We start from the raw sequence: 11,395 nt of genomic DNA, 5'->3' as shown, positions 1-11,395 counted from the left end.
TTGACGCTCTCGGGAAAGCCCCTATAATGAGCGGCTCAGCAGCATCGGGCGGTTAGCTCAGCGGTAGAGCATTGCCTTCACACGGCAAGGGTCACAAGTTCGAACCTTGTACCGCCCACCATATTCAAGTGTTGCACGAAAACCGGCCTTGGCCGGTTTTTTCGTATGCGCTTGATACGTGCGAAAGGCAGGCGATTATCAGCGTACGCGAGGGTGCATATCCGCCACAGCCGCCGCCGGAGTGCAGCGATGCAGCAAGCCTGACGGGGCTTGCATTGTATCGTGTATCGGTATACGATACATTCGCCCTGGTGAAGGAGGGCCGATGCTCAAATCATTTGCGAACAAAGACACGGAACAATTCGCCCAAGGCAGACGTGTAAAGGCTTGGGGGAACATTGAACGACAGATTCAACGCAAACTGGATTATCTCAAGGCCGCGGTCGAGCTGGACGACTTGAGAGCCCCGCCGGGCAACCGATTGGAGGCCTTGAAAGGCGACCGGAATGGGCAGTTCAGCATCAGGGTCAATGACCAGTATCGAATCTGTTTCAGATGGAAAGGCGGCGATGCCTACGATGTAGAGGTCACCGACTACCACTGAGGAGCGCGGCAGCGGCGGGCAAAACTTCGGTGCTGCCGAGAGGGCCTCTCGGCCCAACCACCCTTGGGTCAGAGAAGACTTGGACCCCTTCAAGGAGGCGCTACAGGCCCACACCTGTAGCAAAAATAGATCATGAAGAACGCTATCGCGAACAAGAATGTCGCCAACGCGCTCCCGCCGGTCCACCCTGGTGAAATTCTGGCGGAAGAATTCCTGTCCCCGTTGAATATGTCTGCACGCGCGCTGGCGGCAGCAATTGATGTAACGCCTGCCCGCGTCTCTGACATCATTGCCGGACGCCGTGGCATCACCGCCGATACCGCTCTGCGCTTGGGGCGCTATTTCGGCACGACCGCCCAGGTATGGCTGAACCTGCAGACCAACTACGATCTGGCGATCGCCAGCGTCGAGCTGGCTGAAACGATCGAACATATCCGCCCACGGGCGGCATGACCGGATAGTTCATCGGTAGATGTCAGTGCCTCCGCGTCATGCAATGACAAAGCCCCTGCTTCTCGGCGGGGGCTTTTTTAATCGGCGGTTACCGCGCTGACAGCAAGGGTGGGGCGCGCCGAAAAAGTCAGCATATGCAAGGCGATGTCAAAGCTTACCGACAGCTTCGTAGCGAGACGCTCCCTGTTCGACAATACCCTGCAGTTCGCCAAGCACGGCCGGATCGAGCGAAGTGAAGTTGAAGCACGACTTCCCCTGCATATGCTTCTTCAGTGCAGGACTCAGCTCGACAAGCAGTTCGGGAAAGTCATAGACCGGCATGAAGTGAAACGAATGCTTGCGACCCGATACCTTCACCGCTCCGAAGAACTGAGCCTTGCCCTTGGCATCGAGCTTTCGACAGTTCGCGTAGAAATGTCCGTCGTCGTCATGCACGACAGAAAGCGCACTTCCATGGGCAAGCAATAACCCGCGCAGAGCAGCAAAAAGGTCAGTCGACCCGGCGTCCGCAGCAGGCTTTTTATCAGTGGCAGCTTCTCGCGAAGTCTTCATTCACGCCCCCGGGTCTTAAAGCCCGATTCTGCGCTCATCCGCCCCTCCGGGCCCCCTATTCAGCTTCCGTCCAAACTATGAACGCATTCAGCTGCTAAGGTTTCTGCTTGCTTGGTTAGCGCAGAAGCGCAAGGAGGTTTCATGTCCTTGGAAGCTGTGGTGTACACGAGCCGGGTCAGCAAGCGCATCGACCCGCAGGATCTTCAGGCGCTGGTTTCCGATGCCGAAGCGTTCAACCGTGCCGCTGATGTCAGTGGTGTACTGCTCTTCGATGGCGGCCGGTTTCTGCAGTATCTCGAAGGCCCCGGCGAGGGCGTGGCACAGGCGTATGGCCGCGTGCGCCAGGCCAGCCTGCACACCGGCATCGCCGAGATCGCCAAGGGCGTGACCGGCAAGCGTCTGTTCCGCCATTGGCCGCTGAAGAAGTTCGACGTGGACAGCATCGTGCTGGGCTCCATCGCCCGTGCGGACTGGTCCGGTTTCGTACAGGGAAACCGCCGGCCGGGCGCGGTGGACCATCTGCTCGACGTAGTGAACGGACGTTTCAACCACGCCTGATCAGGCGACGCCGAATACGGTGCAGTCGAAGCGACCCCTATCCCCCGACCATCCCCAATATCCCCATCCATACATATTGCAGCGGCGCCACGATCACCAACGTGGCGACTGCAAGCCACAGCGACAGCTTCACGCCCTCCCGCAATGGGACCTTGCCCATCATCATCGCCACCACGATCGGCGATGCCTGGTATGGCAGCAGCGGCGTGGAATAGCTCAACACCTGGAACATCAGCACCGTGTTCAACGGCATGCCGGAGGCATCGGCAATCTCCTGCGCCAGCGGGGTAAATACCGCAGGTACGCCATTGGCAGTGGTCAACGCATTGAGCAGTTCGCCCAGCCCGAATACTGACAGGTAACTGACAAACGGCTGCGCCGGATCCAGCGGCAGCAGCGGGATGATCCATTCGCCCAGTCGGCTGCCCAGCCCGGTTGCGGCAACGAACGCGCTCAGCCCCAGCAGTCCTGCGACGTACAGACAGGTGCGGAAATTGCTGGCTTGGCCGAACTCATCGCTGGTCAGGAAGCCGACGCGCGGCAGCAGGCAGGCGCACGCGGCCACCAGTCCCACCCACGCTGGCGAGATGCCATGCAGGGCGTCGGTCATCCACATCGCCAGCGTGCACAGCAGGATGATCGCCAGCCGCCGCTCGTTACCCGTCCACGGTACGGCATGCGCTTCCGCTTTGAACGGCGTCGGCCGGGCGGGAAACAGCAGGCATACCAGCGCCACGACCAACACGCCTTTCAGCAGCCCCAGCACGGGGGTAAAGGTAATCAGGTAGGGCAGGTAATGCAGGTGCAGCCCGTACGTGGCTTCGATGGCGCCTGCCATCACCAGGTTCGGCACGTTGGCGGGCAGGATGCTGGCTGAAAGCTGGAAGGTGCCAAAGCCCACCGCCAATGCAAGCCCGAACCAGCCACGCGAGCCTGCGCGGATGCCGGATTTCTCCGCGATGGCCAGCACCATTGGCATCAGCAGGGCGATGCGCCCCATGTTGGATGGCATGACGAACGCGGCCGCGTAGCTGACCGCCACCGTACCGGCCACCATGCGCGTCCACGACCCAGCCAGATGCGGTTGCAGCGCCGCGGCCAAGCGGTCGGCCAGCCCGGTTTTCTTGATCGCGGCGCCCAGCACGAAACCACTCAATACCAGCCAGAACGCAGCGGAAGCGAAGCCGGAAAAGATGGTCGCCGGCGGTACCGAGGTGAATACGGTCGCAGCGGCGAAGAACAACAGCGCCGTCAGGTATTCGGGCAGGCGCGCCGTGGCCCACAGCGCGATGGTGGCCACCACCAGCGTGGCGGCGATGAGGAGGTCCATGTCGATGGTTATGCGTCCTGGGCGAGGCAGTGCGTGCCCGGCGCACGCCTCGCCATTTTGCCATCGACGCCGGCAGACGCGGCGGAATGAGGTCAGCTCTGCAACGGCTCGCGATCTTCCACCCGCAGCTGCAGGTTCATTGCGCGCATCACGCCCAGCACGGTTTCCAAGTACAGCGGGCGGGTGCCGTTCAACTGGCGGCGCAGGGTTTCCACGCTCAGGCCGCAGGCCTGGGCGATGCGCGACATGCCGTCCAGTTCTGCTATCAGCAGCAGGGCACGTGCGATGCTGGATTCGTCGCAGCCCTCCATCCGCATCCGCACGTCCAGATAGTCCGCGCGCTCGGCGGCGCGTGCGGCGGCGCTGTTGATCGGGGGAATCTTGAATTCGATATCGCTCATGTCGCGCTCCACATGGATTCGATGGATGACTTCACCAGGGCACGGCCAGAGGTGATAAGACCCTCCACCAGGTGATCGCTCAGCACGGCCTGCGTGCCGCCATCCTGCCTGCCGACCTGCACCGAATGCAGGATTTCAAGGATTGCCCCGATGCCCTGCAGCGTTGCGATGGGAACGGCTACCTTGCTGTGGCGCTTGAGGTCGGCGTAGCTGTCTTTGCCCAGCATTGGCGCGTCGTTGGACACGTCGGGCACCAGGTGCAGATGCACAACGCCGGACGAACTTTCGCGGGAGGTTTCGAACTCTTCCAGCCTCTTTTCCAGCCGCTCTATGAAGTACGGTGGAAACTCGTGGATCTTGTCGCCGATCAAGGCGTGCAGGCGTTTGGCACTAAGCGGATTCTGCGATTCCATCGGTCATCCTTCCCAAGGCGTGTGGCCACCTGCGCAGACGCGCGAGGTGGCGGGCGATGCGGGTTGGCATACCGGGGCAAACACAAAAATGGCCGGCGGATCAGGGATCCCCACACATCGCCCACCGTAAATACGGCGCGCGATGCAGTGCATTCTCCGCCGTGCCCAGAGGGCAAAACAGAGCCAAAATTGTATTTGCCGAACAGGATGCCAATCCCGACTGACGCTTCTACGTCGCCAGCACCTACATACCAACAGCCGCAGGGGTGCACGTACATGAGCCGATCTGCAAAAGTACGGCAGTGTGTGGATGCCTACGTCATCGCAGACAGCCAGGCGCGCCACGCCGAACGCATGCTTAAGCGCTCATGTGTCGTGTCGATCCGGAAGGAAGCCGATCAAGCCATCACAACGTAGCAGGCTGCGTATTGAGCAGCTTGCATGCATCGTTGCATTCGGTCGTGTTGAATACAGCAAGCAGGGGTGTAACGAGCGATTTATCTGCATTCGCTACTTGATTGACCTGCTGCTGCACATTTTTCTGATGTTGCGCGCGTGAATGCAGCGATAGCGAGCGAACGGCCATGTTGGCCGCCGGCAATGCCTCGCGCAGGATGGCCTGGCGCTGCATCAGCGGTGTGCCGGGCGAGGCTACGATGACGCTCACACGTGCATAGTCGCGAAGCAGCAGCTCGGCATGGATGCGCAGGGGCAGCAGATAGTCATCGGTCCGCTGTGCATCTGGCTGTCTTGCCATGCTGGTTCCGAGCAGCGATACGTACCTGGCGGTGCACTCCAACGCGAACACTTTTGCGTCATTCCACGCCGGCGCCATCCGCTGCAGCACGGTCCGGTTGGCGCCGTCAGCTATCATGTCAGAGGAGACCAGCACGGCGTGTTCGGCGAAGCCACAGATCCGCAGTGCTTGCCTGGGCGTCATGGCCGCCATGCCAACCAGCACATCTGGATTGTTGGCGCTGCGTACCAGGGACGCGATTTCGCCTATTGCAGGCCTCTTGGTAGAAGCGGCCATCGTCTTGAGCGTCTGCATGGCCTGGTATTGCCGTGCGGCGGCAGAGGTCTGCGCCGGCTGGGCGAGCGCCGCCAGCGGTGCCAGAAGCACGCTGGCGAGCAGGGCAGGGCGGAATGAGCGCGAGCTGGGCATAACGGCGTCCTTGCGTATGGAGTTCAGGCGTCCCCGAAAGGTAGCCGAGGGCGGGTTAGTAACTGATCAAGCGCTGCCGCTTCCGGAGCCATCCGGGCCGAAGCGTTGCACCACCGATCTGCACGCCACAACGGCTTGCGGCAGGGCCCATTCGATGGCTTTCTGGATTTCCGGCTCCCTTTCGGCCAGCGCAGCGGCGGCCCATTGATCGCCTTCGGCACCAGTGGGCAGAGTTTCGATTTCCGATGAAATCATGGCGAATAGAAAGAAGTCTTCATCGTGTTGCTCAACGTCGACTTCCCAGCGCAGGCTATGTAGCGAATGGCAGCCTGCAATCACATTGATCGTTCCGTCCAGGATGCCGGAGCACAGCGCCACGGCTTGGCGCCGGACGTCGATGACATACTCTTCGTGGCTCATGTGGTGGGTCACGGGACGTCCTTTTCAGCGTGACGGTGGGCGCGTGGCATCCGGTTCGAGCCATGCCGGCGGGTGGAGCTGCAACGCACGTCCGACGATTGGTCCCCCCATTCTGGCGTCATGCCCAGTTCGTCGAGGTTGGACGGATGCGCAAGCCGGTTCTTGCCTTCCTCCCACGCTTTCGAAGCTTCATCGCAGCCCGATCGATTGGAGTTATATGGGGCATCGTACATCAGTGAAAAAAATGTGGGTTTTTCGGTTCCATGGCTGGTTAGATGACTGCCGATTCCAGTAAAGGATCACGTTAACGTATTGTTGCGTAATAAGTTTTCGAGAAATTTCTACGGCTCTCCAGCACGCGCGTACCGCGCCGGCGTAATCAGCCTCTGCCGGGCGAGGGACACGCTGGAGGTCTTGGCCGAGCTGCATGCGCAGGTCGAACGGTCCGAGCTGGCGGCCGATGCGGAATGGGCGCCTTTGCCCGTCCGCGGCGCACGGCGTTATGTAGCAGGACGCGACAGCGTGTCACCTCAGTGCAGCACCTCCCCGGCATCCACCAGCTGCACGTCGTGCATCAGCTGCAGGTAGGCCTCGTAGTACGGTTTGTGCGATGCGCCAACGATGGCCAGCATGCGCGTGCCGGGCGTGTGCCCGAGTATGTCGCGGATGTTGGCGACCATGCGCAGATTGCGGGTTTCCCAGTAACCCACATAATCGCGGCCGAACGCCTGCGGCGAAGGTTCCACCAGGGCGGCGCCGAAGTCGCTGTGGAAGGCCTGCATCGCCGCTTCCGGTGCGTTGTATGCGCGGTAGATCGCCAGCAGGCCATCGGGTTTGCCGAGGTTGGCGTGCAGCGCCTCGTCCGCCTCGGCGCGGGCCTTGGTGTGCGGGTTGTCCCACGCCTTCATGAGCGCCTCGCCGGCGGCCTTCTTCGAGGCTTCTGGCGTAGCCGAATCAGCGGTGTGGTCATCCACCGCCCATACCCGCTCCAGGCCGAGCCGCGCGGCGAGCGTGGCCGCCACCAGCAGGGACTCGTCGCGACGTTGCAGACGCTTGTCCAGATAGACGACCAACTCGTCGTTCAAGCCGTCGGCTGCCTTTCGCTGCGCCGTCGGCAGCCGCAGCCATTGCACTACGGCCGAATTGCGCTCGCCCGCGGCCAGGAACACGGCGGCCAAATGGCGTCGCTGCGCCGCAGTCGGCTCGGCGGGCCAGGTGGCCAGCAGGCGTTCCGCTTCCGCATTTGCCGCCGGCACATCCAGTCCGGTGGCGGCCTTGGCCGGGGCAAGATCCGGGCAGTAGCTGTCGATGCTGTCCACGTAGCGGGTGGGGAACCGGCGCATGTAATCGCATTGCATACCGGATATCGCTTCAACCGCGATCGCCTCCGGTTTCCAGGCCTGCAGACGCTCCAGCAACGGCTCCAACTGGGCCGGTGCGAAAGTGTCGGGCAGGGCGGAAAGATGCGGTGAACCCAGCACCAGCACCTCGTTGGGGCGGCCAGCGGGCGGGCCCTTCAGCTGATCCGGGTGGAAGTTCGGCTGATAGCCGGGGGTGGCGGCAAGCGCGGCGGCGCTGCACAGCCCAAGAATGAACATACTGCCGATGCGCCTGATCATGCTGCCGTCCCTGCAAGGGCGGATGCCTTGCCTGCGGCCGATGGTGGTGCACGGGCGGGGCGTTGGTAAGCCCCGTTGGTCACTGCAACCTTTTCGCCGGCCGCTGCATCGGCGGTAATTCAGTCACCCTCACGCTGCATCACGCTGTCGATCCAGTCGGCATAGCGCGAAATGCGCACGTTGTGGACGACCTGACCATAGAATCCCGCCTCCAATGCGTGCTCTGGCACTGCGGTGATCCACGAGCCCAGCCCGATGAGCTGCCAGCCGTCCTCATCCTGGATCATCAGTGGCCCGCCGCTGTCTCCACTGCCCAGCACGCCTTCATGCGGCAACGCGTGCGGCGGGGCATCAAAGCGGTACCAGAGGTAGCGCGCATTGGCTCCGGTGATGGCGTTCTCCGCGCGGCGCAGGAGGGTTCGGTGCGCGTCGTGCGGGTTCTGGCCGCGGTCGCCGTTGCCGCTGGCACCCTTGCCGATGAAGGTGGCGATGCGGGTGACTTCCTCGTTGCCCCGGTAGATGCGCATGGGCCGCACGCCTGCTGCGGGCGAGGCGAGCTTGACCAGCGCGATATCGTCGGAGGCCGCCAGGAAGGCATGGATGCGGGACGGGCTTCCCGTCGCCAGTGCTTCCTGCCCGAGGGCATCCGGCATGCGCCGGTAGCCGGGATGCAGGAACACGCGCTCCACTGCATGGTGCTGGCCGTCGATCATCACCGCTGCGTGCATTCCCTCCATCGGCGCTGCGTGTGCTGCGGTAACCACCCAGCGCGGGGCGATCAGGGCGCCATGGCCTTCGCCGGGCATGTCGGCCAATGCGGGAAATGCCGAACCGTCGATGCGGTACTGGGCATCGTCCACATCGCCGCGGATGACAACTGCCGCAGCGGTGAAGGGGAGGCTGATCACAGCCAGGAAGAGCCAGCGTTTCATGGGTATCTACGTCCCTGTCAGCATTCGGTCCAGAGCAAGCCGCTGTGCGGCGATAGCGCGCGGTGGCGGGCCATCAGGACACGCTAGCGGATCCGGTGCAGAGCGGTAACGATCATGCGACAAAGCCGCGGTCACGGCGACGAAGCTGCGAATTGGCGGGCTGGAAAAGGGGCACCGCCTCCACCGTCCGCGCGCGTGGGCGCACCGGCTGGCGTCACTCCCGCATCGGGAAGGTCCATGTCGTGGGCACCGAACTCCAGCGATAGTGGCGAACCTGCAGCGCGGCGATGGGCCGGGCGGTGGCGATCTCGGTCCGCATCGGCAGCCTGCCGTTCTCCCAGGCCAGTGGCACCTGCGCCAGCCGCGTTGGTTGCGCCGGCTTCAGCGGGGCAATGGTCATCTGCTCGGAGGGCAGTACGGTTCCGTCTTCGTCCAGCGGGACGACCACGCTGTACAGGCCGGTCTTCGCCCTCCACGACTGCCTGCCCTGCAGCAGCGTCGCCCTGTGCGCAGCGGGGCGCAGCAACGTAATGTCCGGGTTGAGTGCCGAACGCTCACCGGGCTGCAGGATTTCAGTCGTTTCGAACGCATAGACTTCGGCGTCGACGGACATGCGCACGGCTTCGATCCGGCCCAACGCGTCGCGCGGCGCGCCCAGTGGCAGATGGAAGGGGAAGCTGACCTCGTTCTGCGTGGCCGCGTATTTTTCCGGGAAGAACAGCGTCGGCGTGACCCGTTTGGTCGGCAGCCCGGCGATCTCCGCCCCATCCGCATCCAGCATCGCCACGCGGTGCAGGCGGGACATCAGGATGCGCTCGTGCTGTCCTTGCCCGGCCGATGAGGCGCGTTCCACGCTGGAGCGTGCGCCGATCGCCAGCCAGCGCCCTGTGCCGCGCTCTGCGGGAACCCAGAACGCGCCCATGTAGGGCATCAGCGTAGGCAGCGAGGCCGCGCCAACCATGTAGTCTTCCAGCTCACCCAGTACCGCCGCGCGATGCGTGTATGCGGAAGGATCAGGCGCAACGGCGCTGAAGGGCGCGCGCTGCAGCGTCTGGCTCACCTGCTCGGCATAGCTGACGTAGCTGTCGACATCGTCGCTCATCTGCAGCATCGGGTCGTAGGCGGTGTCGGCCAGGTGCACGCGGTGGACGGATGCGGGCAGGCCCTTGCTGGCCGCGTACCGCACTTCCATCCGCAGCTCGATCGGCATGCCGTCGCCACGTGCCACCACCAGCCGGCCGTCGCCCTGTGCTTCGGGGCCTGCAACAGACATCTCCATCAGCACCGCGTCCGGGGTGACTTCGATCACCTGAAGCTTCGTTTCGACGCTGCCATGGGGTTCGATGCGCAGCGTTCCCGCAACAATATCCCCCACCGCCACCGAGGCGGGCAGTTGCACCGGGCGCAGTCCCGGCGCCTGGTGCAGGTAGAGCAGCGCGTTGGCTGCTTCGGGTGATCTCCTGGACAGTGCAGTCCACGCGCCCTGGTTCGTTGCACGCAGTGCGCCGGTGTCACCAGAACGCGTTACCGCAGCGCTGAAGCCGTGGCCAAGCACGGCCAGTTGCGCCGCCTCGGTCGCGTCGTTCGGGTCCAGGTCCATCAGGTAGCTTGCGTGGCCTGCCGCGTCCACCTGGTGCGACCAGATGGGCGCCAGCAGAAGCTGGGTTCCTGCGCGCGAAGCAGGCTGCAATGTCGCTTCGTAGTAACTCGACAGCGTCTGCTCGTCGCCTGCGTCCGGGCCGCTGCTGACGGTTTGGCGCACGTAGTACACAGAGGGGGCAGCAGGGTTGGAGCCCGCCGTGGCGGCGGATGCGGCGCCGGTGATCATCGCCATCACCGCTACGGTGAGCACGCACAGCCATCGGGGAAAATCCATTTGCCCTGCTCTCCAGATACATCGAAAGCGGGGAAGTGTAGCAATGCCGCCGTCTACTTGATCCGGCTCGCGGGGTGGTTGTTGGTCGCCTCCGCTTCCCTCACTTCCCGGTACAGCGCCTCCAGGCGGGCCTGGCCCTCTGCACTCGCGCGTGCATCGGCTTCTTTGTTCTGACGGTCCATTTCCTGGTACTCCGCCCAGACCTCCGGGGTGATGGTTTTCAGCGTGTTGTCAGGACGCAGCTGGATCGAGGCGGGCGTGCCCAGGCTGACGGAGAAGTTGTCGAACAGCCATTGCCTGCGAGCTTCCGGCGCGGCATGGAGCAGATCAGGCTGTGCATAGGTGTTCATCGGCAGGTACTGTTCGGCAAGCGTTTCGTCCGCAGATATCCTTACCAGCTTGACGACGAGTCGTTCCTTCGCGCGCTCGTCGTCGTACAGAGCCACCACGTCGCCCTCGATCCAGAGCACCTGCCAGTAGCCGGTGATCGGATACACCGCGAAGGGATGCGTCCGCACCAGAACCAGGTTGCTGGCCTCATCGTACAGTGCACTCCAGCCCGGCGAAGCGGGTCGTGGGGAGCAATCGGTCGTGCTGGTGATGATCTTTTCCAACCGCGCCTTGCCGCCCTGTGCAGACAGGTGCGTTGCCCAGCAAGCCGACCCATCGCGGGTGCGCGACGCCAGCAGGACGGCGTCGTCGGCGACCACGATGGCGTCGGTGTGGACGATCTGTTCGCCGGTCGCGGCGGCATCCTGCAGCAGGCCTGCGAATGCCGCGTCCGACAGTTTGTCGCCCTCCAGATACAGCGCGTACGTCGTGTAATGCTTGTACTTGCTGACGTTGATATCCAGGGTCGTCTGCGTTATCGCCACGACCTTCAGGCTATCGGACGATAGGATCGTCTTCCGCGTCGTTCCCCCACACCCAACGGTGAGCAACGCAGCAGACATCGCCAGCGCGGCTGAACACAGCACGGAAGCTTTCTTTACCTTCATGGTGCTGCGTCCTGCCTGGGTGTGGAAAGCGGGTGTCATGCGGGATCAAGCATAGCCGTTCTGGTTGCGCGTAT

The 11,395-nt window shown here is 63.2% G+C and carries 13 protein-coding genes and 1 tRNA gene; 4 read left to right on the top strand and 10 right to left on the bottom strand.

The annotated features are described in order from the left end of the window. The first annotated feature begins 46 nt into the window (after positions 1–46). The 3 genes from RTX79_RS08880 to RTX79_RS08870 all read left to right on the top strand — a co-directional run bounded on the left by RTX79_RS08880 (position 47) and on the right by RTX79_RS08870 (position 1,057). Positions 47–121 (top strand) — tRNA-Val (locus RTX79_RS08880). Between the two features lie 204 nt (positions 122–325). After that, entirely contained in the window at positions 326–604 is a 279-nt protein-coding gene (locus RTX79_RS08875; RefSeq protein ID WP_312683261.1) for a type II toxin-antitoxin system RelE/ParE family toxin, read from the top strand. A 132-nt stretch (positions 605–736) separates the two neighbouring features. Further along, on the top strand, positions 737–1,057 hold the full coding sequence (locus tag RTX79_RS08870) for a HigA family addiction module antitoxin (protein WP_057506942.1): 321 nt from the start codon (positions 737–739) through the stop codon (positions 1,055–1,057). Positions 1,058–1,204: 147 nt separating this feature from the next. Here RTX79_RS08870 and RTX79_RS08865 read toward each other — a convergent pair whose 3' ends face one another. Further along, positions 1,205–1,609, bottom strand: coding sequence for a hypothetical protein (locus RTX79_RS08865; RefSeq protein ID WP_312683260.1), 405 nt, complete (start codon positions 1,607–1,609; stop codon positions 1,205–1,207). A gap of 141 nt (positions 1,610–1,750) precedes the next feature. Here RTX79_RS08865 and RTX79_RS08860 point away from each other — a divergent pair, with 141 nt between their 5' ends. Next, the gene (locus tag RTX79_RS08860; RefSeq protein ID WP_312683258.1) at positions 1,751–2,167 is read left to right on the top strand and encodes a BLUF domain-containing protein; all 417 of its coding nucleotides are present in this window, start codon (positions 1,751–1,753) and stop codon (positions 2,165–2,167) included. Between the two features lie 37 nt (positions 2,168–2,204). Here RTX79_RS08860 and RTX79_RS08855 read toward each other — a convergent pair whose 3' ends face one another. The 9 genes from RTX79_RS08855 to RTX79_RS08815 all read right to left on the bottom strand — a co-directional run bounded on the left by RTX79_RS08855 (position 2,205) and on the right by RTX79_RS08815 (position 11,321). Next, complete coding sequence (locus RTX79_RS08855) at positions 2,205–3,527, bottom strand: SLC13 family permease (RefSeq protein WP_312683415.1); 1,323 nt, start codon at positions 3,525–3,527, stop codon at positions 2,205–2,207. Between the two features lie 62 nt (positions 3,528–3,589). Next, on the bottom strand, positions 3,590–3,898 hold the full coding sequence (locus RTX79_RS08850) for a DNA-binding protein (RefSeq protein ID WP_312683257.1): 309 nt from the start codon (positions 3,896–3,898) through the stop codon (positions 3,590–3,592). Further along, a complete protein-coding gene (locus RTX79_RS08845) occupies positions 3,895–4,311 on the bottom strand; it encodes a hypothetical protein (RefSeq protein ID WP_312683256.1) in 417 nt (138 codons plus the stop codon). Before RTX79_RS08845 ends, RTX79_RS08850 begins: the two co-directional genes overlap by 4 nt. 406 nt (positions 4,312–4,717) lie before the next feature. After that, complete coding sequence (locus tag RTX79_RS08840) at positions 4,718–5,476, bottom strand: hypothetical protein (RefSeq protein WP_312683255.1); 759 nt, start codon at positions 5,474–5,476, stop codon at positions 4,718–4,720. Positions 5,477–5,542: 66 nt separating this feature from the next. Continuing rightward, positions 5,543–5,908: a hypothetical protein gene (locus tag RTX79_RS08835; protein ID WP_312683253.1), complete on the bottom strand. Its 366-nt coding sequence runs from the start codon at positions 5,906–5,908 to the stop codon at positions 5,543–5,545. A 518-nt stretch (positions 5,909–6,426) separates the two neighbouring features. Then, a complete protein-coding gene (locus RTX79_RS08830; protein WP_312683252.1) occupies positions 6,427–7,515 on the bottom strand; it encodes a DUF5694 domain-containing protein in 1,089 nt (362 codons plus the stop codon). Between the two features lie 119 nt (positions 7,516–7,634). Then, the gene (locus RTX79_RS08825) at positions 7,635–8,447 is read right to left on the bottom strand and encodes a S1 family peptidase (RefSeq protein WP_312683251.1); all 813 of its coding nucleotides are present in this window, start codon (positions 8,445–8,447) and stop codon (positions 7,635–7,637) included. Between the two features lie 214 nt (positions 8,448–8,661). Next, entirely contained in the window at positions 8,662–10,323 is a 1,662-nt protein-coding gene (locus RTX79_RS08820; RefSeq protein WP_312683250.1) for a hypothetical protein, read from the bottom strand. A gap of 53 nt (positions 10,324–10,376) precedes the next feature. Next, positions 10,377–11,321 carry a hypothetical protein gene (locus RTX79_RS08815; protein ID WP_312683249.1) on the bottom strand — a complete coding sequence of 315 codons (945 nt, stop codon included), beginning with the start codon at positions 11,319–11,321 and terminating at the stop codon, positions 10,377–10,379. Between the last annotated feature and the right edge of the window lie 74 nt (positions 11,322–11,395).

The sequence above is a fragment of the Stenotrophomonas chelatiphaga genome (genome assembly GCF_032054965.1).
Classification (GTDB): domain Bacteria; phylum Pseudomonadota; class Gammaproteobacteria; order Xanthomonadales; family Xanthomonadaceae; genus Stenotrophomonas; species Stenotrophomonas chelatiphaga.
This window is presented reverse-complemented; position numbering and strand designations above follow the sequence as displayed.

Excerpts from the sequence above, each read along its gene's own strand:
- RTX79_RS08875 (WP_312683261.1), top strand. The coding sequence starts at position 326 with ATGCTCAAATCATTTGCGAACAAAGACACGGAACAATTCGCCCAAGGC.
- RTX79_RS08870 (WP_057506942.1), top strand. The coding sequence starts at position 737 with ATGAAGAACGCTATCGCGAACAAGAATGTCGCCAACGCGCTCCCGCCG.
- RTX79_RS08865 (WP_312683260.1), bottom strand. The coding sequence starts at position 1,609 with ATGAAGACTTCGCGAGAAGCTGCCACTGATAAAAAGCCTGCTGCGGAC.
- RTX79_RS08860 (WP_312683258.1), top strand. The coding sequence starts at position 1,751 with ATGTCCTTGGAAGCTGTGGTGTACACGAGCCGGGTCAGCAAGCGCATC.
- RTX79_RS08850 (WP_312683257.1), bottom strand. The coding sequence starts at position 3,898 with ATGAGCGATATCGAATTCAAGATTCCCCCGATCAACAGCGCCGCCGCA.
- RTX79_RS08845 (WP_312683256.1), bottom strand. The coding sequence starts at position 4,311 with ATGGAATCGCAGAATCCGCTTAGTGCCAAACGCCTGCACGCCTTGATC.
- RTX79_RS08840 (WP_312683255.1), bottom strand. The coding sequence starts at position 5,476 with ATGCCCAGCTCGCGCTCATTCCGCCCTGCCCTGCTCGCCAGCGTGCTT.
- RTX79_RS08830 (WP_312683252.1), bottom strand. The coding sequence starts at position 7,515 with ATGATCAGGCGCATCGGCAGTATGTTCATTCTTGGGCTGTGCAGCGCC.
- RTX79_RS08825 (WP_312683251.1), bottom strand. The coding sequence starts at position 8,447 with ATGAAACGCTGGCTCTTCCTGGCTGTGATCAGCCTCCCCTTCACCGCT.
- RTX79_RS08820 (WP_312683250.1), bottom strand. The coding sequence starts at position 10,323 with ATGGATTTTCCCCGATGGCTGTGCGTGCTCACCGTAGCGGTGATGGCG.
- RTX79_RS08815 (WP_312683249.1), bottom strand. The coding sequence starts at position 11,321 with ATGAAGGTAAAGAAAGCTTCCGTGCTGTGTTCAGCCGCGCTGGCGATG.